The organism is Peribacillus sp. AS_2, assembly GCF_026891895.1.
GTDB classification, from domain to species: domain Bacteria; phylum Bacillota; class Bacilli; order Bacillales; family DSM-1321; genus Peribacillus; species Peribacillus frigoritolerans.
Window position 1 is genome coordinate 35,191 of the sequence record NZ_JAPTGA010000022.1, and the last position, 25,246, is coordinate 60,436.

Annotated in this window: 25 protein-coding genes and 2 other annotated features; all 25 genes read right to left on the bottom strand. The window is 42.0% G+C overall.

Annotated features, from left to right (window positions below; genetic code table 11):
- Window positions 1-120: 120 nt before the first annotated feature.
- Entirely contained in the window at window positions 121-3,690 is a 3,570-nt protein-coding gene (gene rpoB, locus OTG27_RS24695; protein WP_268938425.1) for a DNA-directed RNA polymerase subunit beta, read from the bottom strand.
- Between the two features lie 238 nt (window positions 3,691-3,928).
- Window positions 3,929-4,534 (bottom strand): class I SAM-dependent methyltransferase, encoded by a 606-nt coding sequence (locus tag OTG27_RS24700; protein ID WP_063577540.1) that lies wholly within the window; start codon window positions 4,532-4,534, stop codon window positions 3,929-3,931.
- A gap of 195 nt (window positions 4,535-4,729) precedes the next feature.
- On the bottom strand, window positions 4,730-5,089 hold the full coding sequence (gene rplL, locus OTG27_RS24705) for a 50S ribosomal protein L7/L12 (protein ID WP_048677872.1): 360 nt from the start codon (window positions 5,087-5,089) through the stop codon (window positions 4,730-4,732).
- A 62-nt stretch (window positions 5,090-5,151) separates the two neighbouring features.
- Window positions 5,152-5,652 (bottom strand): 50S ribosomal protein L10, encoded by a 501-nt coding sequence (rplJ, locus tag OTG27_RS24710; RefSeq protein ID WP_048677870.1) that lies wholly within the window; start codon window positions 5,650-5,652, stop codon window positions 5,152-5,154.
- A gap of 39 nt (window positions 5,653-5,691) precedes the next feature.
- Window positions 5,692-5,842, bottom strand: a sequence feature (ribosomal protein L10 leader region).
- Between the two features lie 50 nt (window positions 5,843-5,892).
- Complete coding sequence (rplA, locus tag OTG27_RS24715; RefSeq protein ID WP_048677868.1) at window positions 5,893-6,585, bottom strand: 50S ribosomal protein L1; 693 nt, start codon at window positions 6,583-6,585, stop codon at window positions 5,893-5,895.
- 104 nt (window positions 6,586-6,689) lie between these two features.
- Window positions 6,690-7,115: a 50S ribosomal protein L11 gene (gene rplK / locus OTG27_RS24720; RefSeq protein WP_034305057.1), complete on the bottom strand. Its 426-nt coding sequence runs from the start codon at window positions 7,113-7,115 to the stop codon at window positions 6,690-6,692.
- A 174-nt stretch (window positions 7,116-7,289) separates the two neighbouring features.
- On the bottom strand, window positions 7,290-7,823 hold the full coding sequence (gene nusG / locus OTG27_RS24725; RefSeq protein ID WP_048677866.1) for a transcription termination/antitermination protein NusG: 534 nt from the start codon (window positions 7,821-7,823) through the stop codon (window positions 7,290-7,292).
- 258 nt (window positions 7,824-8,081) lie between these two features.
- Window positions 8,082-8,264 (bottom strand): preprotein translocase subunit SecE, encoded by a 183-nt coding sequence (gene secE, locus OTG27_RS24730; RefSeq protein ID WP_034305062.1) that lies wholly within the window; start codon window positions 8,262-8,264, stop codon window positions 8,082-8,084.
- A 50-nt stretch (window positions 8,265-8,314) separates the two neighbouring features.
- Window positions 8,315-8,464: a 50S ribosomal protein L33 gene (gene rpmG / locus OTG27_RS24735; protein WP_072273931.1), complete on the bottom strand. Its 150-nt coding sequence runs from the start codon at window positions 8,462-8,464 to the stop codon at window positions 8,315-8,317.
- Window positions 8,465-8,657: 193 nt separating this feature from the next.
- Window positions 8,658-9,290, bottom strand: a complete 633-nt coding sequence (gene sigH, locus OTG27_RS24740; protein ID WP_094246690.1) for an RNA polymerase sporulation sigma factor SigH — start codon at window positions 9,288-9,290, stop codon at window positions 8,658-8,660.
- Between the two features lie 85 nt (window positions 9,291-9,375).
- Window positions 9,376-9,885, bottom strand: coding sequence for an NYN domain-containing protein (locus OTG27_RS24745; RefSeq protein ID WP_034305067.1), 510 nt, complete (start codon window positions 9,883-9,885; stop codon window positions 9,376-9,378).
- A 4-nt stretch (window positions 9,886-9,889) separates the two neighbouring features.
- A complete protein-coding gene (gene rlmB, locus OTG27_RS24750) occupies window positions 9,890-10,633 on the bottom strand; it encodes a 23S rRNA (guanosine(2251)-2'-O)-methyltransferase RlmB (protein ID WP_034305069.1) in 744 nt (247 codons plus the stop codon).
- Entirely contained in the window at window positions 10,630-11,052 is a 423-nt protein-coding gene (locus OTG27_RS24755) for a Mini-ribonuclease 3 (RefSeq protein WP_034305071.1), read from the bottom strand. The genes rlmB and OTG27_RS24755 overlap by 4 nt, the downstream gene beginning before the upstream one ends.
- A 3-nt stretch (window positions 11,053-11,055) precedes the next feature.
- The gene (gene cysS / locus OTG27_RS24760; RefSeq protein WP_057276472.1) at window positions 11,056-12,453 is read right to left on the bottom strand and encodes a cysteine--tRNA ligase; all 1,398 of its coding nucleotides are present in this window, start codon (window positions 12,451-12,453) and stop codon (window positions 11,056-11,058) included.
- 1 nt (window position 12,454) lies between these two features.
- Window positions 12,455-13,105 carry a serine O-acetyltransferase gene (gene cysE, locus OTG27_RS24765; protein ID WP_034305073.1) on the bottom strand — a complete coding sequence of 217 codons (651 nt, stop codon included), beginning with the start codon at window positions 13,103-13,105 and terminating at the stop codon, window positions 12,455-12,457.
- An 85-nt stretch (window positions 13,106-13,190) separates the two neighbouring features.
- Window positions 13,191-13,439: a binding site (T-box leader), on the bottom strand.
- Between the two features lie 42 nt (window positions 13,440-13,481).
- On the bottom strand, window positions 13,482-14,939 hold the full coding sequence (gene gltX, locus OTG27_RS24770; RefSeq protein WP_053537039.1) for a glutamate--tRNA ligase: 1,458 nt from the start codon (window positions 14,937-14,939) through the stop codon (window positions 13,482-13,484).
- 89 nt (window positions 14,940-15,028) lie between these two features.
- Window positions 15,029-15,508 (bottom strand): 2-C-methyl-D-erythritol 2,4-cyclodiphosphate synthase, encoded by a 480-nt coding sequence (gene ispF / locus OTG27_RS24775; protein WP_268938426.1) that lies wholly within the window; start codon window positions 15,506-15,508, stop codon window positions 15,029-15,031.
- Window positions 15,509-15,522: 14 nt separating this feature from the next.
- Window positions 15,523-16,212, bottom strand: coding sequence for a 2-C-methyl-D-erythritol 4-phosphate cytidylyltransferase (gene ispD / locus OTG27_RS24780; protein ID WP_268938427.1), 690 nt, complete (start codon window positions 16,210-16,212; stop codon window positions 15,523-15,525).
- Window positions 16,213-16,233: 21 nt separating this feature from the next.
- Entirely contained in the window at window positions 16,234-17,331 is a 1,098-nt protein-coding gene (locus OTG27_RS24785) for a PIN/TRAM domain-containing protein (RefSeq protein ID WP_268938428.1), read from the bottom strand.
- Between the two features lie 224 nt (window positions 17,332-17,555).
- Complete coding sequence (disA, locus tag OTG27_RS24790; protein WP_034305085.1) at window positions 17,556-18,629, bottom strand: DNA integrity scanning diadenylate cyclase DisA; 1,074 nt, start codon at window positions 18,627-18,629, stop codon at window positions 17,556-17,558.
- 2 nt (window positions 18,630-18,631) lie between these two features.
- The gene (gene radA, locus OTG27_RS24795; RefSeq protein WP_268938429.1) at window positions 18,632-20,020 is read right to left on the bottom strand and encodes a DNA repair protein RadA; all 1,389 of its coding nucleotides are present in this window, start codon (window positions 20,018-20,020) and stop codon (window positions 18,632-18,634) included.
- A 198-nt stretch (window positions 20,021-20,218) separates the two neighbouring features.
- Window positions 20,219-22,660 (bottom strand): ATP-dependent protease ATP-binding subunit ClpC, encoded by a 2,442-nt coding sequence (gene clpC / locus OTG27_RS24800; protein ID WP_034305090.1) that lies wholly within the window; start codon window positions 22,658-22,660, stop codon window positions 20,219-20,221.
- Window positions 22,661-22,790: 130 nt separating this feature from the next.
- Entirely contained in the window at window positions 22,791-23,867 is a 1,077-nt protein-coding gene (gene mcsB, locus OTG27_RS24805) for a protein-arginine kinase McsB (protein ID WP_034305092.1), read from the bottom strand.
- Entirely contained in the window at window positions 23,864-24,415 is a 552-nt protein-coding gene (gene mcsA, locus OTG27_RS24810) for a protein-arginine kinase activator protein McsA (protein WP_034305093.1), read from the bottom strand. Before mcsA ends, mcsB begins: the two co-directional genes overlap by 4 nt.
- A 21-nt stretch (window positions 24,416-24,436) precedes the next feature.
- Window positions 24,437-24,898 carry a CtsR family transcriptional regulator gene (locus OTG27_RS24815; protein WP_034305095.1) on the bottom strand — a complete coding sequence of 154 codons (462 nt, stop codon included), beginning with the start codon at window positions 24,896-24,898 and terminating at the stop codon, window positions 24,437-24,439.
- Window positions 24,899-25,246: the final 348 nt, after the last annotated feature.

A 25,246-nucleotide genomic window follows, 5' to 3' on the forward strand; every position in this document is an offset into this window, starting at 1 on the left:
TACACCGGATGATGGTTGATTGAATCAATAAGGCTCTAACAAGGCAGCATGATTTTCTAATGAACATCTCGCTGCCAGTCAGAGCAGGTAATATATAACTGGATATGTTTATATTTAATTTTATTCTTTGACAGGTGCCCCTACTTCGGAAGCAACAATATCTTTAGTTTCTGAATCAAGGCTTAATTTGTCTGCTTGGTTGGCTTCATCTTCATCTTCCAAATCACGCATTTCGATTTCACGATCTTCGGCATTGAGGATTTTAACATCCAATCCTAAACTTTGAAGCTCCTTAATCAATACTTTGAATGACTCAGGAACGCCTGGTTCAGGGACATTTTCACCTTTGACAATCGCTTCGTACGTTTTAACACGACCCACGACATCATCTGATTTAACGGTTAGGATTTCTTGTAATGTATAAGCGGCACCATAAGCTTCAAGTGCCCATACTTCCATCTCACCGAAACGCTGTCCACCAAATTGCGCTTTACCACCAAGTGGCTGCTGCGTAACAAGGGAGTAAGGTCCAGTTGAACGTGCATGAAGTTTATCATCGACCATATGCGCCAGTTTGATCATGTACATGACACCAACTGATACACGGTTATCGAATGCTTCACCTGAACGGCCATCATAAAGGACAGTTTTTGCATCACGGGACATCCCGGCTTCTTCAATCGTACCCCAAACGTCTTCCTCAGTGGCACCATCGAATACAGGAGATGCTACATGAATGCCAAGTGCGCGTGCAGCCATACCCAAGTGTAGCTCCAACACCTGTCCGATGTTCATACGTGAAGGTACACCCAATGGGTTTAACATGATGTCGACTGGAGTGCCGTCCGGTAGATAAGGCATATCTTCTTCAGGAAGAATCCTGGAGATTACCCCTTTGTTACCATGTCGTCCGGCCATTTTATCGCCTTCATGGATTTTACGTTTTTGAACGATATATACACGTGCGAGTTGGTTTACACCAGGAGGCAGTTCATCGCCGTCTTCTCTGTTAAATACTTTAACATCAAGAACGATTCCTCCGCCGCCGTGAGGTACACGAAGTGATGTATCCCTTACTTCACGTGCTTTTTCACCGAAGATTGCATGTAATAGACGTTCCTCAGCAGTCAGTTCCGTTACACCTTTAGGCGTGACTTTACCAACGAGAAGGTCTCCGTCTTTCACTTCAGCACCCACACGGATAATTCCGCGCTCATCAAGATTACGAAGCGCATCTTCCCCTACGTTAGGGATATCACGGGTGATTTCTTCAGGCCCTAATTTTGTATCGCGTGATTCAGATTCATATTCTTCAATATGAATGGAAGTGTACACATCATCTTTAACCAATCGTTCACTCATGATGATGGCATCTTCATAGTTATATCCATCCCATGTCATGAAGGCTACCAATACGTTACGTCCAAGTGCCAACTCACCTTTTTCCATTGAAGGACCATCAGCAAGAATTTCACCTTTAACGACATTGTCGCCAACACTTACGATAGGGCGTTGATTATAGCACGTTCCTTGGTTGGAACGAATGAATTTTAATAGACGATATTTATCAAGATTTCCTTTTACTTGCTGCCCGTCTACTTCACTTACCCTACGTACCCATACTTCACGTGATTCAACGTGCTCTACGATACCAGGGTGTTTACAGATTACGGCAGCACCGGAGTCTTTCGCTGAAACATACTCCATACCCGTTCCTACCCGAGGGGCTTCCGGTTGAAGCAAAGGAACTGCTTGACGTTGCATGTTCGCTCCCATAAGGGCACGGTTGGAGTCATCGTTTTCCAAGAAAGGAATACATGCAGTCGCGGCAGATACAACCTGTTTAGGAGATACATCCATGTAATCTACGCGGTCACGCGGAACAACGGTATTTTCACCGCGGAAACGTGCAACAACATCGTTATCAAGGAATGAGCCGTCATCCGACAGTCGTACATTCGCTTGGGCAACTACATAGTTATCTTCCTCATCAGCTGTTAAGTAATCGATTTGGCTTGTAATTTTACCTGTTTCAGGGTCCACACGGCGGTATGGTGTTTCAATGAAGCCATATGGGTTAACCTTTGCAAAACTGGATAACGAGTTAATCAAACCAATATTCGGTCCCTCAGGCGTTTCAATCGGACACATGCGGCCATAGTGGGAATAATGAACGTCACGTACTTCAAAGCCAGCACGCTCACGTGTCAGACCACCAGGTCCCAAAGCAGATAGACGACGTTTATGCGTCAACTCAGCCAACGGGTTCGTTTGATCCATGAACTGGGAAAGCTGTGAACTTCCAAAGAACTCTTTAATGGATGCGATGACAGGGCGAATGTTGATTAGTTGTTGTGGAGTGATTGTGTTCGTATCCTGAATGGACATTCTTTCACGGACAACACGCTCCATACGGGATAAACCAATTCTGAATTGGTTTTGCAGCAATTCACCAACGGAACGCAGACGACGGTTACCTAAATGGTCAATGTCATCCGTGATTCCCACACCATGCAATAAATTAAAGAAATAACTGATGGAAGAAATGATATCAGCCGGTGTAATGTTTTTGACCTGGTCGGTCACATAAGCATTACCGATGATATTGATCACTTTTTCGCCTTCAGCATCGTTTGGTGCAAACACTTTAATAGGTTGAAGAAGAGTTTCTTCCTCTACTACACCACCTGATGGATGGAATGTTTTGAATCCTATTCCACCTTCGATATGAGGCAGAATCCTATCAAGAGTCCGGCGATCAAGCATTGTACCTTTTTCAACAATGATTTCTCCCGTTTCAGGATCAATCAAAGTCTCTGCAATACGTTGTCCGAATAAACGGTTCTTAATATGCAGTTTTTTGTTTATTTTATAACGGCCTACATTAGCTAAATCATAACGTTTCGGATCAAAAAAGCGTGATACTAAAAGACTTTTCGCGTTTTCGACAGTAGGCGGTTCACCTGGGCGTAGACGCTCATAGATTTCTAGTAATGCTTTTTCCACACTCTCGGTGTTATCCTTTTCGAGAGTGTTGCGAAGGTATTCGTTGTCACCGATCAAATCGATGATTTCTTGATCTGTTCCGAATCCAAGGGCACGCATCAATACCGTTATCGGTAATTTCCTGGTGCGGTCGATTCGAACATACACAACATCCTTGGCGTCTGTTTCGTATTCGAGCCATGCGCCACGGTTAGGAATAACGGTCGCAGAGAACCCAAGCTTACCGTTTTTATCCATTTTCCCATTGTAGTAAACACTCGGTGAGCGCACTAATTGGGATACAATTACCCGTTCAGCACCATTGATGACAAATGTACCTGTTTCAGTCATCAGCGGGAAGTCGCCCATAAATACATCTTGGTCTTTTACTTCCCCTGTTTCTTTGTTAACAAGGCGCACTTTCACACGAAGTGGTGCAGAATACGTAACATCGCGTTCTTTTGTTTCTTCCACAGAATACTTCGGCTCAGCTAAGCTGTAATCGATGAATTCTAACGATAAATTACCTGTAAAATCCTCAATAGGAGAAATATCCTGGAACATTTCCTTTAAACCTACATCTAGAAACCATTGATAAGAAGCTGTTTGAATTTCAATCAGATTCGGAAGGTCCAAAACCTCACTGATTCTTGCATAACTTCTACGTTGGCGGTGTCGTCCATACTGAACAAGTTGACCTGTCAACTGATTCACCCCTTAAATCAAGCGTTATAAGGATCCATTTGCCTCGGAAAAGGAATCATTTCCATAGACAAAAAGAAAATGGTTTTTATTTTAAAAACCACTATTTCTCATAAAACGAACTATTATTTATATATTTTTCCCATATTATCCATCGATTATACACCAATGGTATAAAAATTGCATAGTTACGGAATTATATATATGCATTTTATAATACTAACATAGCGAAAATTTAGAGTCAAACCTTTTTGGATAATAGTATATAGTAACCTTTTTTCTTAACAGGCACTTCAACATTTCCAAATAATTGCTCCATTTTATCCATTGCGGATGGAGCCCCTTGTTTTTTTTGAATGACAACCCATAATTCTCCACCAGCTACCAAACTGCGATAGCTTTCTTCTAAAATTTCGTGGACTACACTTTTACCTGCGCGAATGGGAGGGTTCGTAAGAATCGCAGCGAATTGATTGGAGGCAACTTTGTCAAAACGATCGCTTTCGTAAATCTTCACATTTGCGATCCCATTAGAAGCAGCATTCTCTTTTGACAATTCAACTGCCCGGCTATTTATATCAATCATTTCTATCGTTCTATCGGGATAAGCTGCCGCAATCGATATTCCGATCGGTCCATACCCGCAACCAACATCGAGAATATTTCCTTCCACAGCTTCACTAAGGTTGAAACTCTCAACCAAAAGACGCGATCCGAAATCAACTTCCTTTTTCGAAAAAACACCATTATCACTTTTGAAGCGAAATGTACGTCCCTTTAATGTGAAATCCCAAAATTTCGGATTGCTTACGACATCCGGTTTATGTGAGTAGTAATGCTCTGTCAGAGTCATCTCCCCCTATCAGAAAGGAATATTGAAGATTTAATGAGAGAAGAGAATTGAAGAATGGATGCTTGCACGCCGGAATGTTCCAGTAACGATATCCCCGTTACCAAACCATTAACGGCCAGTTCCCGTCATTTCTTTAAAAATGAAGAAAAAAAGCCCGCCAATGATAGCGAGCTTTTTGTTTATGCAAGATTACTTAACTTCAACGCCAGCTCCAACTTCTTCAAGTTTAGCTTTGATTTCTTCAGCTTCTTCTTTAGAAGCGCCTTCTTTGATTGCTTTTGGAGTGTTGTCAACAAGTTCTTTTGCTTCTTTAAGTCCAAGACCTGTAACTTCACGTACAGCTTTGATAACTTTGATTTTTTGATCTCCAGCAGATGTAAGAACTACATCAAACTCAGTTTTTTCTTCAGCAGCAGCGCCACCAGCAGCAGCTACAGCTACAGGTGCAGCAGCAGTTACGCCAAATTCTTCTTCGATTGCTTTTACAAGGTCGTTTAATTCTAAAACAGTCATGTTTTTAACTGCTTCAATGATTTGATCTTTAGTCATTTTTATTTCCTCCTCGAAATGGTTGGTTTTTTTTGATTCAGCAGGCTAAATAAGCGGTTAGCTTACGCGCCTTGTTCTTCTTTTTGCTCTGCAACAGCTTTTGTAGCAAGAGCAAGTCCGCGCATAGGTGCTTGTAGCACGCTGAGTAGCATTGAAAGTAGGCCTTCGCGTGAAGGTAGTTCTGCAAGAGCTTTAATTTCTTCAGCAGTTGCAACATTTCCTTCGATAACTCCAGCTTTGATTTCTAACGCTTCATGTTTTTTCGCAAAATCGTTAAGGATTTTTGCTGGCGCAATAACATCTTCAGTTGAGAATGCAATTGCGTTTGGACCTGTTAATGATTCGTTCAAAGCGCTAAGCTCAGCACTTTCAGCAGCACGGCGAGTCATAGAGTTTTTGTAAACTTTAAACTCAACGCCAGCTTCACGAAGTTGCTTACGAAGTTCTGTTACTTCAGCAACAGTCAATCCACGGTAGTCAACAACTACTGTTGATTGGCTTGAAGTTAACTTTTCAGAAATCTCAGCAACGATTTTTTGCTTTTGTTCAATAATTGCGTTCATCCTTACACCTCCTGTAGATTTGCTTGAAAACATTTATACCGTTTCAAAGAAAAAGCCTTCATCTCTATTGCAGACATGAAGGCAGTAATTTCAAAAGTCATAGTCAAGGACTATTATTATCGAATTACCTCGGCAGGGAATTAAGCTCGTAATGAGCACCTACTGTCTACGGTACAAATAGTATTCATTTATTCACAACAAAACTTATTATAACAATAATAGTTTTGGTATGTCAATTATTTATTTGAAAGAAGAAGGATCAACTTTCACGCCAGGGCCCATTGTAGTTGTTACAGAAACGTTTTTCATGTAAGTTCCTTTAGCAGCCGCAGGTTTAACTTTCAATAATGTATCATAGATAGTAGTGAAGTTTTCCACTAGTTTAGCATCTTCGAAAGATACTTTACCGATTGGAGCATGGATGTTACCAGCTTTATCTACGCGGTATTCAACTTTACCAGCTTTGATTTCATTAACAGCTTTCGTTACATCGAAAGTTACTGTGCCAGTTTTAGGGTTAGGCATTAAACCTTTAGGTCCTAATACACGGCCAAGTTTACCAACTTCACCCATCATGTCTGGAGTCGCAACGATTACATCGAATTCGAACCATCCTTGTTGGATTTTGTTGATGTAGTCAGATTCGCCAACGTAGTCAGCACCAGCAGCTTCCGCTTCTTTTGCTTTTTCGCCTTTTGCGAATACTAATACGCGTTGAGTTTTACCAGTACCATTCGGAAGAACAACAGCTCCACGAATTTGTTGGTCAGCTTTCTTAGGGTCTACGCCTAAACGGAAAGCAACTTCAACAGTCGCATCGAATTTTGCGAAGTTTGCTTTTTTAGCAACTTCGATTGCTTCAGTTACAGCATAAGCCTTAGAAACTTCTACAAGCTTAGCTGCTTCAAGATACTTTTTACCTTTTTTCGCCATGATATAAATCCTCCTAAATTGTGGTTTTAACGGAATGACCTCCCACGAATAAAGGTTGCGAGTATCAATCGCAACCCCGTAGAAACAAATAGCAATTACATGGATTAGTCTTCGATGACAATACCCATGCTGCGAGCAGTACCTTCAACCATACGCATTGCAGCTTCAACGCTTGCAGCGTTTAGGTCAGGCATTTTAGTTTCAGCAATCTCGCGCACTTGATCACGCTTGACTGTAGCAACTTTATTACGGTTAGGTTCACCAGAACCAGACTCGATACCAGCTACTTTCTTAAGCAATACTGCAGCCGGTGGAGTTTTTGTAATGAATGTAAATGAACGGTCTTCAAATACCGTGATTTCAACAGGAATAATTAGACCAGCTTGATCTGCTGTACGAGCGTTGAACTCCTTACAGAATCCCATGATGTTTACACCAGCTTGACCTAATGCAGGACCGACTGGCGGTGCCGGATTCGCTTTACCAGCAGGAATTTGCAATTTAACCATTTTAATTACTTTTTTAGCCACGAGACACACCTCCTTATAAGTCCGTGATGTGGTAATAGGGTAATACCCTCCCACTCATCTTGAATTCTTTATCTATTAATAAAGAATGCTTGTATCGTTGAGGCCTAAAAATTGAAACATACTGACCTTTGAAATTTTACCACTTTCAAAAGGTAATTTCAAGTTTTTTTCCGTTTATAATTTTTCCACTTGATTAAAATCAAGTTCTACCGGTGTATCACGGCCGAACATATTGACTAGGACCCTTACTTTCCCTTTGTCTTTATCAAGTTCTTCAATCGGTCCTGCAAAAGTTGCAAATGGTCCTTCTTTAACTTGAACCGTATCACCGATTTCAAAATCAACTTCGATTTTGCTTTCATCTACGCCCATACGTTTAAGAACGACTTCAATTTCCTCCGGAAGCAATGCAGTCGGTTTTGACCCAGCTCCAGATGAACCCACGAAACCTGTTACCCCAGGCGTATTACGGACAACATACCATGAATCATCCGTCATGATGATCTCAACCAACACATAACCTGGAAACACTTTCTTTTTGGTCACTTTCTTTTTGCCATCTTTCACTTCTGTTTCTTCTTCTTCTGGAACTACAACGCGAAAGATCTTGTCTTCCATCCCCATAGTTTCAACACGTTTTTCCAAGTTAGCTTTAACCTTGTTCTCATAACCTGAATAGGTGTGAACTACATACCAATTCTTTTCCATGTGTTAGGACTTTAACGTCCTTCCCTCCCTGCAATCGATCATTTTCTTTATTAATCTTTATCTTTGAACGTTTTAGCCAAAAAACCATACAGGCGTCATCCCGAACTTAACTAGAATATATTGTGATGATTCGTATTACAGCAGCACTCGTTTTTGAACTTCTTCACTTATTAAAAAAGACAAATTAAAAAACCCGTTTCCGGGCTTTTCTGCTGACACATATTATTCTATCACTATTATACCTTATTTTCGAATCTCTTATTCAATAACTAAGCGAATTAATTCGGAAATACCCAAATCGACCACTGTAAAGAATAAAGCCATAAATACTACAGTCGTTACCACCACGATTGTATATTTGGTAAGCTCCTTGCGTTTCGGCCAGCTTACCTTTTGCATTTCGCGAGCGACTCCGCTGAAAAATTCGGTAAAACGTTTCATGAATGTACCTCCAAGCATTAGAAGCTTCTGTCAATCTATTTATAAAACGGTTATTTCGTTTCTTTGTGAATCGAGTGTGAGTTGCACGTACTGCAAAATTTCTTGATTTCCAGCCGTTCGCCGCTTGTCGATTGTTTGCTCTCATAACTATAATTTCTTGAACCGCAATCGTTGCAGGCAAGAACTATTTTTTTTCGCATTAGATACACCTATCCTATCTACTATATCCATAAAACCTTATCACGACTGTTTTTTATTGTCAATATCAAAGCGGGTTCCACCCATTATGGACAACGTAAATCAAAACATCGGCTTGCATCTAAAAATCTTAGTGAATAAAAAACTTCCATGTGGAGAAGGGACAGATGAAATTAAGCGGAAAAAGCGGAGGGATTATAAACTGATTTCCCTTACTTCCAGATAGCGCTCGAGCTTTCTTTTCACCCGCTGAAGGGCGTTGTCGATTGACTTAACATGCCGGTTCAACTCTTCCGAAATTTCTTGGTAGGTTTGTCCATCCAGGTAAAGAGCTAACACTTTTCTCTCAAGATCACTCAGGAGCTCGGCCATCTTTAATTCGATATCGTCAAACTCTTCTTGGTTGATGATCAGTTCTTCCGGGTCCAAAACCTTCGTACCCGATATGATATCCATTAGAGTTCGGTCCGATTCCTCATCATAAATTGGCTTGTCCAGGGAAACATAGGAATTGAGCGGAATATGTTTTTGACGTGTTGCTGTTTTGATAGCTGTAATGATCTGCCTCGTAATGCATAGTTCTGCAAATGCTTTAAAAGAAGATAACTTATCCCCTTTAAAATCACGGACGGCTTTATATAAACCAATCATACCTTCTTGCACGATGTCTTCCTTATCGGCACCAATCAAGAAATAAGTCCTTGCCTTCGCTCTTACAAAATTACGATACTTTTGGATCAAATAATCAAGCGCTTCACTGTCTCCAGTGTGCACCAACCCTATCAATTCATCATCCTCAAACTGAAGATACTTTTCGTTCAGCTTCATTCCGAATTTGAGACCCACATTATATCCCCCTGACCTGACTCAGATAGAAATATTATACAGCAGGTAAATTTTACCCGTCAATGGTTCAAATTTTCCCCCGGCGCCATTTTTCGAAAATTTCTGCCACTTCTTCACTTAAAGGAATTTTAGCAACGGGTCTTATCGTTGTTGTTTTTCTTACATCTTTCTTGATTTCGCCTTGAATTTCTTCCATTTCAATTAGCAGTTCACGAGCGGATTTCCTTAGGGCCCCTTGGCCAAAGATCACCCACTGTTCCGTGAAGTCAGAGGTTGCCACTTGAATTTGCGTTTTGACATTATTCAGTTCGATGGCCATCTTTTCTATTCTTTCATCCGCAGTTTCATTTTCTTTTGTAAAAATTACGTCAACCTTGTGATTTTTGAATATGCGGGCAATTCCCTGAACATATTGAGCATCAAATACGACAATTACACGGTATCCGGTAAATGCTTGATATTCCGCCATCATTTCTATCAATCGGTCCCTTGCAGCAGCAAGATCCCGTTCTTTTAATTCTCTCAGTTCCGGCCAAGCTCCAATAATGTTATAACCGTCCACCAACAGAATATTCATTTCGTCATTGCCCTAGGGGATTTCTTTTTCTATAAACCTCATACATCAATAAACCGGCTGCTACCGATGCATTTAACGAAGTTACTTTTCCTGCCATTGGAAGACGGATGAGAAAATCACATTTCTCCTTCATTAACCGGGCCATGCCTTTTCCTTCGCTGCCGATAACAAGTCCGATAGGCATCTTTCCGTCCATGTTACGGTAATCATCGCTGCCTTTCGCATCGGTACCGACTATCCATACCCCTCGCTCTTTCAATTCTTCCACCGCTCTTGCCAAATTTGTAACGCGAGCTACAGGAATATATTCGATTGCACCCGTCGAAGCTTTTGCCACTGTTGCCGTCAAGCCCACCGCTCTTCTTTTTGGTATGATGATTCCATGGGCCCCGACTGCATCGGCCGTCCTCATGATCGAACCTAAATTATGCGGATCTTCAACCTCATCAAGGATCATGAAAAAAGGTGCTTCGTCCCGTTCAGCCGCTTTAGCGAATAAGTCATCCAGCTCCACATATTCATATGCAGCCACTTGTGCGATAACACCTTGATGGATGCCTTCTACCATTTGGTCAATTTTTTTCTTCGGTACGATTTGCACGAGAACCTTCTTTTCCTTCGCGAGACCGATAAGTGGTTGCATCGAGCCTTTTTGCGAGCCCTCGGCTATCCAAATTTTATTAACTTCCCGTTCGGAGCGAAGTGCTTCCAATACGGGGTTTCTGCCAATGATATATTCTTCGCTCATGGGTTACTCCCCTTTTCTTCTTCAATGTATTCAATGGATTTTTTGATGAGTTCTTCCATTCTTTCTATTCGACCGGATAAATACAAAAATCCCATAAGAGCCTCGAAGGCTGTACTGTAGCGATACGTTTGCACATCTGTATTCTTCGGTACCGTACCGGATTTCGCATTTCGGCCGCGCCGAACGACAGCGGATTCCTCTTCCGATAGCCAATCTGACTCCAGAAAGAAGTGGATGATTTTATTTTGCGCTTTAGCAGCTACAAAAGATGTAGCTTTTTTGTGAAGTAGATTGGGCTTGACCGCCCCTTTTTGAATGAGGTGATGCCGTATATACGTTTCGTATACAGCATCACCTATATATGCTAAAGCAAGACTGTTCAGCATTTTTGCATCTACCTTACTATCGTAATGAAGCATTAATTACCCTCTTTTCCATCTTGTACCTTGAGGGGTATCCTCTAATATGATATTCATATTTTTCAAGCGATCGCGAATTTCATCAGATAATCCAAAATTGCGGTCTTTCCGCGCTTGAATCCTTTGCTGTATCAACCCTTCAATTTCCTCATCCAAAAGCCCCTCTTCTTCAAGGGACAAACCGAGGACAGAAAATAAGGTGTTGAATTTATCAAGGAAAGCATCAATTACTTCCTTGTCTGTGTTTTTCTCCATCAAGTAATAATTTGCCTGTTTGGAAAGTTCAAAAAGCATGGATATTGCATTAGCTGTGTTGAAATCATCGTCCATTTCCTTAATGAATTGTTCATGTAAATCATTCAGCTTCTCCAACCAAACATCATTATTCTCAGTCAATCCGTCACTTACTTGAAGGCGATGCTTTAAATTTTGATATGATGTCCTTAAGCGTTCAAGGGACGCTTTTACATTTTCAAGCACTTCTTCACTATAATTGATCGGATGACGGTAATGTACTGATAACATGAAGAAGCGTAACACTTGTGGATCATGCTTCTGAATGATGTCATGCACAAGGACGAAATTGCCTAAGGACTTAGACATTTTTTCATTCTCAATATTTATATACCCATTATGCATCCAATAATTCGCAAAGGTCTTACCCGTCAATGCTTCGGATTGTGCAATTTCATTTTCATGATGCGGGAATGCCAGATCTTGACCTCCTGCATGAATATCGATGGTATCCCCCAAATACTTTTTGACCATTGCCGAGCATTCGATATGCCAGCCAGGACGCCCCTTACCCCATGGGCTCTCCCATGATATTTCATCATCCTTGGCCGCTTTCCAAAGGGCAAAATCAAGGGCATCTTGTTTTTTCTCCCCTATTTCAATACGTGCCCCCACTCGAAGCTCATCGATGGACTGATGTGAAAGCTTGCCATATCCCTCAAACTTACGAGTGCGGTAGTACACATCCCCTTCCGATTCATAAGCGAATCCTTTCTCGATTAGCGCCGAGATGAATTCAATGATTGCATCCATGTTCTCCATTACGGTCGGGTGAGCATCCGCTTTTTTGCAGCCCAATGCCGACACGTCTTCAAAATACGCTTTGATGAAACGCTCAGATATGGTCGGAACATCTTCCCCCAATTCTTTTGCCGCGCGAATCAGCTTATCATCCACATCCGTGAAGTTAGAAACGAATTGCACATCATATCCACGGTAATCCAAATACCTACGAACGGTATCGAATACGATTGCCGGTCTTGCATTGCCAATATGAATGTAATTATAGACAGTGGGTCCGCATACATACATCTTCACCTTTCCCTCTTCAATCGGGACGAAGGTTTCCTTTTTTCTTGTTGCCGTGTTATATATTTTAATCGCCATATTATAGACTCCTTTCTTCCTGCTTCTGTTCGGCCAACCTTGCTCTTAAGGCTCTGATTTCACTATCCAATTCCTTAAAGCGATCAGCGATTGGATCAGGAAGATCACAATGATTTAGGTCTTTATTGATTTTGATGCCATCTTGAATGACCACTTTACCTGGAATGCCCACCACTGTAGAATTAGGTGGCACTTCCTTTAGAACGACCGATCCCGCACCGATTTTCGAGTTTTCCCCAACAGTGATGGAACCCAGCACTTTTGCTCCTGTAGCTATCAAAACATTATCCTTTATCGTAGGATGACGTTTTCCCTTTTCTTTTCCGGTCCCCCCAAGTGTTACACCTTGAAAGACGGATACATTGTCGCCAATTTCACAAGTTTCGCCAATGACAATCCCCATTCCATGGTCAATGAAGAAACGACGGCCAATCGTAGCCCCTGGATGAATTTCAATTCCGGTAAAAAACCGGCTGATTTGAGATATGCTTCTCGCCAGGAAAAAGAATTTCCTCTTAAATAGCGCATGAGCCATCCTATGACTCCAAATCGCATGTAAACCAGCGTACGTCAATATGACTTCCAAATAGCTGCGCGCAGCAGGATCTTGATCAAAAACCACTTCGATATCTTCTTTAAACATCTTTAACAAAATGATTCCCCCCTATGTTCCGTCCTTTTCCAACATCCCCTTTTGAAGCTTTTAAAGCATATAAAAAAGCGTCTCTGTCCAAATAGACAGAGACGCTTGAAGCGCGGTTCCACTCTGTTTGGAATGTACGAACCAGGTAAAGCTCTTTCCTGTTTTTTCATCCCCAACTTTAATCCCTGTAACGGAGGACATTCCGCCTGTGCCTACTATAGGTTAGTTCAGCAAAGGACTCAAGGGTGCATTTCAGAAAACGAGAGGCCTGAACCACTTTCAGCAGGTTATGGTTCTCTCTAAAAAGCTTCGTTTACTTACTTCTCCCCATCTACGCGTTCTTTTGTAAGATTATTAAATACTATATTACATTTTCGACAAATTGTTAATATAAAATACTCTGAATACGCTGTTTAATTTTTTCTTTGCCCAGTAATGAAATTGCCTTAGGCAAGTCAGGACCATGTGTTTGACCCGTGACGGCAGCCCTTATCGGCATGAATAATTTTTTCCCTTTATGCCCTGTGCTTTTTTGTACGGCTTTAATCGACTTCTTGATTTCATCCGCATTAAATTCTTCAAGCCCTTCGATCTCCTGAAGGAAAGCTTTCATGACTTCAGGTACCTGTTCTTCAGCCAGCACTTCCTTAGCTTCTTGCTCGAACTCGACCTCATCCTTGAAAAACAGTTCAGAAAGCTCGACTATTTCCGCTCCATAGCTCATCTGCTCTTGAAAAAGTGAAACAAGCCCATGTACCCACTCTTCTTCTTCGGCGGTCAGTGTCTCTGAAACCTTCCCGGCTTTAATTAAGTGAGGCAATGACAATTCCACTGCACGATTGACGTCCAATTGCTTCACATATTGGTTATTCATCCATGTAAGCTTTTGCTTATCGAAAAGTGCAGGTGATTTAGACAGGCGGTCAGCATCGAAAAGATTAATGAATTCTTCCTTCGTGAAAATCTCTTCCTCCCCGACCGGAGACCATCCTAGTAATGTAATGAAATTGAATAAAGCTTCAGGTACATAGCCAAGCTCTTCATATTGCTCAATGAATTGGATGATCGACTCATCACGTTTACTCAGTTTCTTCCTGCTTTCGTTTACAATCAGTGTCATATGTCCGAATACCGGCGGTTCCCAGCCGAAAGCTTCATAAATCATCAATTGTTTTGGAGTATTGGAGATATGATCATCACCGCGAAGGACATGGGAAATCTTCATCAAGTGATCATCGACGGCCACTGCAAAGTTATAGGTTGGAATGCCATCTTTTTTAACGATGACAAAATCACCAAAGCCATCTGTTTCAAATGAAACCTCATCCTTGACCATATCTTTGAAAGTAAGGACCTTCCCAGCTGGAACGGCAAAGCGAATGCTCGGTTTTCTTCCTTGTGCCACTAGTTCCGCTTGCTCTTCCTCAGTTAAATGCTTGCACTTCCCGGAATATTTTGGCGTTTCATTGCGTTCGACCTGTCCTTCACGCTCTGCTTCAAGCTCTTCTTCCGTACAATAGCATTTATATGCTAAACCCTTATCCAAAAGCTCTTGATACAATTCCTGATAAAGGTCGTTCCTTTCGGATTGACGGTATGGACCGTATTCACCGCCAACATCAACACCTTCATCCCAATCCATGCCAAGCCATTTCAAATATTTAAGCTGACTTTCCTCTCCGCCCTCAATATTTCTCTTTTGGTCGGTATCTTCAATACGGATGATGAATTTCCCGCCTTTATTTCGTGCGTATAAATAATTAAATAAAGCAGTCCGTGCATTACCAATATGTAAATGTCCAGTCGGACTCGGTGCATAGCGAACTCGAATATCGCTGCTCATGATATATATAGACCTCCCAGTCGTTCTATTCTATTGTTTATATTATCATTTAAATACATTGGGATAAAGGCATCCACTCTAAAAACGATTTAGTTTGATTTGACCAATAAAACAACAGCCTGTGCAGCGATTCCTTCGCCCCTGCCTGTAAATCCAAGTTTCTCCGTTGTGGTCGCCTTTACATTAACCCTGTCTATCGAGGCATCTAAAAGTTCTGCAATCCTGCCTCGCATTTCCTCGATATACGGTGCCATTTTCGGGCTTTGTGCAATGATTGTACAATCCGCATTGCCTAGGGAATATCCTTCTTTTTTTACGATCGCCCAAATATACTGCAGCAGTTTTGCCGAATCGGCATCTTTAAATTCAGGGTCGGTATCCGGAAAATGCTTACCGATATCCCCTGCACCAATTGCCCCCAAGCAGGCATCGGCAACAGTATGCAGAAGGACATCCGCATCCGAATGACCCAGCAGTCCTTTCTCATACGGAATCGTAATCCCGCCAATTATCAAAGGCCTGCCTTCCACAAGCTGATGAACGTCATATCCTTGTCCTATTCTAAACATATCATTCTCCCCAATCATCGTTTTCCATGTTGTTGTTTATGTAAAATCGCTTCTGCAAAATAAAGGTCTTCCTGAGTCGTAATCTTAATATTATCATAATTGCCCTCAATAATAACTACCTGTTCATTGATCCGCTCTAGTAAACTTGCATCGTCCGTCCCTAAAAATTCTTCAGCTTCTGCCTGTTCATACGCACTTTTTAATATGGATACACGAAAAGCTTGTGGAGTTTGCACCGCCCACAAGCTTGATCGTTCCACTGTTTCCAATACCTTTTTGTTTGCCGCTTTTTTAATCGTATCCTTAACGGGCACTGCAATTACGGCACCTCCATGAAGGGAGGCAGCAGTAGTCAATTCACTGATTTGCCCTAGGGTAATAAAAGGGCGGGCACCGTCATGGACCAGGACGATGTCTTCTTCTGCATGTTGCAGTCCATTATAAACGCTTTGTTGGCGCTCCTTGCCACCCAAGACCAGTTTCTTGACCTTTTTAAGCCCATTCGCTGCTATCAATTGATTGAAATAATCCTTTTCTGCCGGGTTTATCGAAAGGATAATCCCCCGACAGTCAGGATCTTCTTCGAAGACACGCAGTGTATAAACAATGATCGGGATACCCGATAGTTCAATAAAAAGTTTATTCTTGCCCGCTTTCATTCTTTTGCCTTGTCCAGCTGCAGGTATCACTACTTCATAAAACATAACGGTTTCTCCTACTCTTCTTTATAATGCTTTTTCTAATAGTTTCGGTTTAGCGAATATCATCCGGCCTGCAGAGGTTTGCAATACACTTGTGACAAGTACGTCGATCCGTTTCCCGATATGGTCACGGCCACCCTCGACAACGATCATGGTTCCATCGTCCAAATAAGCGATGCCCTGGTTCTGCTCTTTCCCGTCCTTTATGACCTGAACGTTCATCTCTTCCCCAGGAAGTACAACTGGTTTTACGGCATTGGCCAGGTCATTGATATTAAGTACCGCCACATTTTGAAACTCGCATACTTTGTTTAAATTGAAATCATTGGTAACGACCATTCCACCCGATATTTTGGCAAGCTTCACCAGTTTACTGTCGACTTCCTGAATGTCTTCAAAATCCCCCTCGTACATCTCCACTTTAATCGGCAGGTCTTTTTGAATCCGATTCAGGATATCCAAACCGCGCCTTCCACGATTCCTTTTCAATGCATCAGATGAATCGGCAATGTGCTGCAATTCGTTTAATACGAATTGAGGAATGACGATGGTACCCTCCAGAAAGCCTGTCTGACAAATATCCGCAATTCTGCCATCAATGATGACGCTTGTATCGAGAATCTTCAGGCGCTTGCTATACCCGTCTTCATCCTCTTCGCTTGCTTCACCATCCGAGTTCTTTTTCTTATTGCTTTTCGTGAATAAACTCAATAGCTCATCACGTTTTTTAAAGCCCACCTGAAAACCAAGATATCCAAATAAAAGCGTAAGGATGATAGGTACCACTGTATTCAAAATGGGAACCTTGATGGCACTGAATGCGGATCCAACCAAGAACGCTGCCAGCAATCCAACTAAAAGACCTACGCTGCCAAAGATTATATCCGTAATCGGTATCTTTACAAGCTGTTCCTCCAGCCATTTCATAAAGTAGATCACATGATCTACTGCCCAAAAAGTTATAAGATAAAAGATAATGGCACCCAACAGTACACTTACATAAGGATTGTTTAATAAAGCAATATCGTCTGCATGTAAGACAGTTAATAATTCCGGAATAAGCAACATACCAAGTGTTCCGCCGACTATTAAGAAGCATGCTTGTATAATGCGTTTTAACATCCCTTTCACCTCCTTCTACTCATTATTGACCAATAAAATAAAATGAAACCTTGAAAATTCGTTTTCACTATATACATTAAATTCACTTAAGGAATAGTGGATTTATAAATATGAATTCTTCTCTTTTTCGTAATATTAGCCTAGCACCCCGAGTTTTGAGTGTCAAAAATAAACACCAATCAATTTCAAGCCCGTTCAGGAGTTTTTTAAAAGCCGGCTGCACCTTACATCCTTCTATTTGTGACCAGCTGATTTTTCAAAATTCGGAGTCCTTCTTTAATTTTATTTGCCCGGACTTCACCTATGCCCTCCACATCGTCAAGGTTTTCAACCGTAGCTTTATTGACTTCACTAAAGCTTCCGAACTGTTTCACTAAATTTTCGATGATCAAACCCGGCAAGCGTGGGATTTTATGAAGAATACGGTAACCACGGGGATGTACTGACTCATCAAGATGAATGTATCCATGATAGCCCAGCACCTTAAGAAGAATGCTTTCATCCAGTTTTTCCTGCATGGCCAACTCTTGAAGCCTAAAAATGATTTCCTCGGGATTTTCATCATTACTGGAGGTATAATCCTTGATAAGCCATTTCCCTTCCGTTTCAATATCTGCCAGGATTTCATTCATTTGCAAACGGATCAGCCTTCCTTCCGTACCAAGCTCATTAAGGTACGTCAGCAGCTCCGCCTTGATCCTGAGCACCATCACATAACGGTGAAATACCTGCAAAAGATCGGCATAGGTCACGATTTCCTCAAACTCGAGCGCTCCTAAAACCGATATGCTCTGCTGCAGGACCACCTTGTATTTTTCCAAGGTCTGGATGGCTAAATTCGCTTTGGCAAGTATGACTCCTATATCTTTAAGGGCATACCGGAAATTGCCCTGATATAAAGTGATGACATTCCGGCGCTGTGAGATTGCGATGACCAACGACTTGGTCTCCCTTGCCACCCGTTCCGCTGTCCTATGCCTCATTCCCGTTTCAGTGGAAGGTGTACTGTTATCAGGCACTAATTGGGCATTTGCGAAAATGATCTTATCGGCGGTTTCATTTAAAATGATGGCCCCGTCCATCTTCGCCAACTCATATAATGTGCTGGGGGTACAGCTGCAGTTGATTTCGAAGCCGCCATCCACGATCGTTCGCACCTTCTCATTATATCCGGCCACTATCAAACCGCCCGTGTTTGCCCTCAAGACATTTTCAATCCCCTCCCGAAGCGGGGTACCGGGTGCTACGATTTGCAGAATTTCCAATTTTGTTTTCTCATACCCTTTTTTATCTGTCATGCTTAACCCCCTAACGATTGTTTAAGAGCCTCCGAAACCGATGAAACACCAATGATCTTAATACCTTTCGGCGCGGTCCACCCTCCTATATTATTAGCCGGTATGATAACCCGCTCAAACCCTAATTTCGCTGCTTCCTGCACCCTTTGTTCAATTCGTGACACCCTTCTCACTTCACCAGTCAGCCCCACTTCACCAATGATGCAATCGGCAGGGTTTGTTGGTTTATCACGGAAGCTTGATGCAATGCTTATTGCGACAGCTAGGTCAATTGCTGGTTCATCCAGCTTGACACCGCCAGCAACCTTTAAATACGCATCTTGGTTTTGGAGCAGCAAGCCCACTCTCTTTTCCAGGACAGCCATTAAAAGCGAAACTCGATTGTGGTCAATTCCTGTGGCCATCCGCCTCGGATTGCCAAAACTCGTAGGAGAAATCAATGCTTGAACTTCAACAAGCACCGGCCTTGTGCCCTCCATGGATGCGACGACTGTGGACCCCGAAGCTCCTTGCGACCGTTCTTCAAGGAAAATTTCCGATGGATTCGCCACCTCTTCCAATCCATGTTCCTTCATTTCAAAAATACCCATCTCATTCGTCGAACCAAAGCGATTTTTAACCGCACGTATAATTCGATATGTATGGTGTCTTTCCCCTTCAAAATATAATACGGTGTCCACCATGTGCTCAAGCAGCCGTGGTCCCGCAATGGCCCCTTCTTTTGTAACGTGACCGACGATAAAAATCGCAATCCCGTTCGTTTTAGCAATGCGCATGAGTGAGGCTGTGCATTCCCTCACTTGTGAAACGCTTCCCGGGGCAGATGTAACCTCAGAATGGTAAACCGTTTGAATCGAGTCAATTATGACCAAATCCGGTTTAACGTCTGTAATTGCCTGTTGGATATAGTCCATATCGGTTTCAGAATAAACGAATAGATTTTCTGACATGGTCCCAAGCCGGTCCGCTCTCAATTTGGTTTGCTTGACTGATTCTTCACCTGATATATAAAGCACTTTTTTCTGTTTATGCGCCAATTGGGATGATACCTGTAGAAGCAGGGTGGACTTCCCGATACCCGGGTCCCCTCCGATCAATACAAGTGATCCCTGTACGATCCCGCCCCCAAGAGCACGATTCAATTCCATTAGATCCGTCTTAATGCGTGGTTCTTTTTCTGACTGAATGGTCGTTATGGGTGCTGCCTTCTCCCGTTCCCCGGAAACTCTAACCTCTGAATGGGTAAAAGCGCCTTTTCTTGCAGGTTTAACGATTTCGGTTTCCTCGACCATTTTGTTCCATTCACCGCAGCCTGGGCATTTCCCCATCCATTTCGCGGACTCATACCCACAAGACTGACACATAAATTTTGTTTTCTTTTTTACAGCCATAAATTACTCCTCTTCCTTTGGAAAAAATATCTATATTAAGGATATTATATCTCTGTTTTATTTAAACCTTCTTAAGGCTAAGTTTTTTTAAAAAAATATTCACTTTGCTTTTCCCGTTTATACTCATATCTACCTATAGATAAAAAACAGAGGTACACTGCAAAAGAATCTGCGTGTACCTCGAAGTTTAGGATCAGGTTATTCACTTACATTAACAGGCTCGCCTTGTCGGATTGCAAACTCATTATTCACGACATCCATTACGACCGTTTGCCCTTTTTTCACGTTGCCTTTAAGCAACTCTTCGGATAGATAATCTTCTACATGCTTCTGAAGCGCCCTGCGGATTGGCCTTGCCCCATATTCCGGATCAAAACCTTCCGTAGCAATTTTTTCTCTTGCCGCATCTGTCAGCTCCAAGTATATCTCCTGTTCTTTCAAACGGGTAGTAAGCTGATTTGACATTAATGTAACGATTTGTTTCAAATGATCCTTCTCTAATGAGTGGAACACGATAGTTTCATCAATACGATTCAGGAATTCCGGACGGAATGCACGTTTGAGTTCTTCCATCACTTTCCCTTTCATATTTTTATAGTCCTGCCCAGTATCCTGGATGTTAAAGCCGACATACTTATCAGTTTTCAAGGCAGACGCCCCTACATTCGATGTCATGATCAGAATGGTATTCCTGAAATCGACAGTACGCCCCTTGGAATCTGTCAGTCTTCCGTCTTCCAACACTTGAAGAAGAATATTGAAGACATCCGGATGCGCCTTTTCTATTTCATCAAGCAGAACGACGGAGTATGGTTTCCTCCGCACTTTTTCTGTTAACTGACCGCCTTCTTCGTACCCAACATATCCTGGAGGCGATCCAACAAGACGTGAAGTCGAGTGTTTCTCCATATATTCGGACATATCGATGCGGATCATGGCATCTTCATCACCAAAAATGGATTCAGCCAAAGCACGGGCTAGCTCGGTTTTACCGACCCCTGTAGGCCCCAGGAAGATGAAGGAACCAATTGGACGCTTAGGATCTTTCAAACCTGCCCTTGCACGCCGTACTGCTTTAGAAACCGCAATGACGGCCTCTTCCTGCCCAATTACACGATCATGGAGGATTGACTCCATATTAAGCAGTTTGTCTGACTCCGTTTGCGCCAATTTAGTAACCGGCACTCCCGTCCAGCTGGATACGACGTGTGCAATGTCATCCACAGTCACTTCACTGTTTTCCTGCCCTTGTTTTTCTTTCCAAGTTTTTTTCGTTTCTTCCAATTGTTCTCTTAAGCGTTGTTCTGTATCGCGAAGCGAAGCAGCTTTTTCAAATTCCTGACTCTGAACGGAAGCATCCTTTTCCTTGCGAACATCATCTAGTTTCACTTCAAGTTCCTTTAGGTTAGGTGGCGTTGTGTATGAGCGCAGCCTAACTTTGGAACCAGCTTCATCAATCAAGTCAATCGCTTTATCAGGTAAAAAGCGATCGGAAATATAACGGTCTGATAATTTGACTGCAGCATCAATCGCTTCGTCAGTGATCGATACGCGGTGATGTGCCTCATAACGGTCACGAAGACCTTTGAGAATTTGGATGGATTCCTCAATTGTCGGCTCATCGACTTGGATTGGCTGGAAGCGACGTTCAAGGGCAGCATCTTTTTCAATATACTTACGGTACTCATCCAAAGTTGTAGCACCGATACATTGTAATTCACCACGGGCCAATGATGGTTTAAGGATATTGGAGGCATCGATGGCACCTTCTGCACCACCTGCACCAATCAATGTATGCAATTCATCGATGAATAGGATGATATTACCCGCCTGACGTATTTCATCCATGACTTTCTTCAACCGGTCCTCAAATTCCCCCCGGTATTTAGTGCCAGCCACAACAGTACCCATATCAAGTGTCATGACGCGTTTATCACGTAAAATCTCAGGTACCTCGTTATTGATAATCTGTTGGGCAAGCCCTTCAGCAATGGCTGTTTTACCAACGCCAGGTTCACCGATCAATACTGGGTTATTTTTTGTACGACGGCTTAATACCTCAATGACACGCTGTATTTCCTTACTTCTTCCGATAACCGGATCCAAGCTTCCTTCCCTTGCAATCGCCGTTAAATCACGGGCAAGGCCATCCAATGTCGGCGTGCTTGCATTTGCAGCGGCTGAACCTTGATGACCACCTGATTCATTGCTGCCCAAAAGTTGTAATACTTGTTGTCGGGCTTTATTTAAACTTACTCCCAGATTATTCAATACGCGGGCAGCGACACCCTCCCCTTCTCGTATAAGACCTAGAAGGACATGCTCTGTCCCAACATATGAGTGACCTAATTTTCTTGCTTCATCCATGGAAAGCTCAATGACCTTCTTGGCTCTTGGGGTATAATGTATCGTTTGAGCCGTATCCTGTCCACGGCCAATTAAATTCTCCACTTCTTTCTGAATCTTCTCCGGACCCAATCCAAGAGCATATAACGCTTTGGCTGCAATACCATCACCCTCTCGGACCAGGCCCAGTAAAATATGTTCCGTGCCAATATTATTATGACCTAAACGGATTGCTTCTTCTTGGGCTAATGCTAATACTTTCTGGGCTCTTTCAGTAAAACGACCAAACATCATAGGGAATTCCTCCTTAAGAATTTTCGTTTTGAATAAAATTGCTGGCAATTCTCTAAGTAATGGCAGAAGCTTATTCTTGCTCCATATCTATTACATGAAATTTAATTCTCCCTAAAGGGGTCAATAACCTCTATGAGGAGGAAGATTCCGTGAAATTCAAGCGTTCCCGGATGAGTGCTGCTCTACGGATATCCCTTTCATGGGGTCTTAAAGGGCCGCCTGCGTACTTTTGTAAAAATCCCGACTGCGTCAAAATCATCAATTCATTTAGAATGCTTTTGGAAATACTCTTTATATACCCAAGATCTATCCCTAATCTAACATCTGAGATACATGTAGCTGCTTCCTTTGTCTCGATTATTCGAGCATTGGACAAAACCCCATATGAACGGAAAATTCTATCTTCTAATTGTATGTGGGAAGTCCTCGCTAATGCATCCCTCGCTGACCGTTCCTGGGCTATGATTTGTTGCACTACACTCGTTAGATCTTCAACGATATCCCTTTCCGATTTTCCAAGAGTGATTTGATTGGAAATTTGAAAAATATTCCCCAACGCTTGACTGCCCTCTCCATAAATCCCTCGAACCACCAACCCCAATTGGTTGATAGCCGGTATGATATTATTCATCTGCTGTGTAAGGACCAGACCCGGCAGATGCATCATGACTGAAGCCCTTAACCCTGTTCCCACATTAGTCGGACAACTAGTCAGGTATCCTCTTTCTTCATCATATGCATAGTCTATGGATTCTTCAATCCAATCGTCAAGAACATTTGCAATCTTTAAGGTTTCCTTTAGCTGCAATCCCGACATTAAACATTGAATACGGAGATGGTCCTCTTCGTTTATCATGATACTTATTTCTTCATTTTCCGAAAGAAGACACGCGCTTTTCGCTGAATCTTCAACTAAATGAGGACTGATTAAATGTTTTTCAACCAGAACGCGCTTTTCCAGTGGCTGCAATTGGTCAATCTCTAATAGCTCCAATTTCCCAATCTCTGGGGTTACTTCCTCTTCGATTCTTTTTTTAATCAATTCAATGATTTTATTAGCTTCTTCGTTCGAAAAGGAGGTTGGGAAGGTAAAGTCTTTGAAATTCCTGGCCAGCCGAATCCGCGAACTCAATACAATATCGATTTCCGGACCTTCGGCACTCATCCAGGAACTCAAGGCGTTTTCTACAAACTTTTCCAAGCTCATAATTCCTCGCCTCCCTCTTGTGCTTCATACCTTTTTTCAAGGGAGCGAACCTTATCTCTTACTTCTGCCGCCTTCTCAAACTCCTCTTGATCAATGTGGACCTTTAAAACTTCTTTCAAATCCAAAATTTGCTTTCGAAGATATATGGCGCCGCCAATCCTTTTTGGAATTTTCCCTATGTGTGCTGTATTGCCGCTATGAACCCTCTTTAAAATGGGATTTAACTGTTCATTGAACGTTTTATAACATTCGGCACAGCCAAACTTGCCAATATGGACAAATTCTTTATAAGATCGATGACAATGCGGGCAGCGCCTCTCTTCCGTTTTCGGAAATGCATTTGCCTTTGTCTGTTGAATATTCGACTCCATATTCAACAATCCTGCTAATAAATTATTTATTGAAAAACCAGGTCCACCTGCCTCCATGAACATTTCACCTTTTTCCTGAGCACATTTCTCACAAATCATGACTTCAGTCTTTTTTCCATTGATGATTTTGGTGAAGTGCAGGGTAGCAGGCCTTTGATGACATTCTTGGCAAATCAACGTTCATCACCTCTGCCAGTTTCATTTATATTTTAAAGTAGTAAGCATCGCTGTTAAAATTCTTGCCCTAAGCTCATCGCGGTCAGGCAGGTCGATATAAATCACCGATCTATCTATGACGCTCATCATAATCTTTGCTTCTCTTTCATTAATGACGTCTTCATTCATCAGCCGTGAAATTACTCCTTCAGCCATCGATTGAGTTACCCTGGAACCAATAAGCGATAATAAGTGGTTGATAAGTTGCACGGAATCCTGTGATTCCACTTTCATGATGCGTATATAACCGCCGCCTCCACGCTTACTCTCTACAACATAACCTCTCTCGATGGTAAACCTGGTATTTATTACGTAATTGATTTGAGAAGGAACACACTGAAATTTATCCGCTATTTCACTTCTTTTTATCTCCAAGATATCTTTTTGACTTATTTCAAGTACTTGCTTCAAATAAGTTTCGATAACATCAGATATGTTTCTCACTCAGCCTCCCCCATTCTGACTTTGACTATATTTGACTATTATTATACAAGGAATAATGCATTTTGCAACTTAAACGCATTTTCTTTCTGTAATATCCATTTTCTCCAAATTATATGTAGTTACATACCCCATTGAACATTAAAGTTGAAATATCTTATATAAATACCCTATATAAATGGATGTAAAACCTGAAATTTTTCTTCTCCTTAAGAATTCTGCCCAATTTCCCCAGCTCATCCATTCCTCCTCATGATATGGCAACCAATTCAAATAAGGCCAGCCCGTACTGTCCCTGAAAACGGAAAATTTTTTTAATTACAAACAAAAAAAGACCAGCCGGATGGCTGA